The organism is Vibrio sp. OPT46 (assembly GCF_015163535.1).
Lineage (GTDB): Bacteria > Pseudomonadota > Gammaproteobacteria > Enterobacterales > Vibrionaceae > Vibrio > Vibrio alginolyticus.
Genome location: NZ_JADDYG010000691.1, coordinates 1 through 246, shown reverse-complemented (window position 1 = coordinate 246; position 246 = coordinate 1). Strand labels below are relative to the sequence as shown.

Sequence of the window (246 nt, the reverse complement as noted above, 5' to 3'; positions counted from 1 at the left end):
AATGGTGTTGAGCTAAAAATTGGCTTCCACAACACCTATCACTTGGAATATGACCAAGAGCATTTGAAAGAGAGCTTTCTGAAAAAGATTGCGACGCTCGCCAAGTAAACGGTCATCACCCAAATATTAAAAAAGCCCTTGGGAGAATGCCCCCTTGGGCTTTAGGAGAAGAAATGAGCTTGTCTTGCTCGCTCAGTAAAGTCAAACGAGCTTTCGCCTACTGCTAGAAAAAGGCGAGAACTAGGT

Annotated in this window: 1 protein-coding gene; it reads left to right on the top strand. The window is 43.9% G+C overall.

What is annotated here, in order from left to right; translation table 11 throughout:
• Window positions 1–108: DUF3081 family protein (locus tag IQR33_RS25335; protein WP_193844164.1), on the top strand; the 108-nt coding region annotated here is incomplete at its 5' end.
• Window positions 109–246 lie beyond the last annotated feature (138 nt).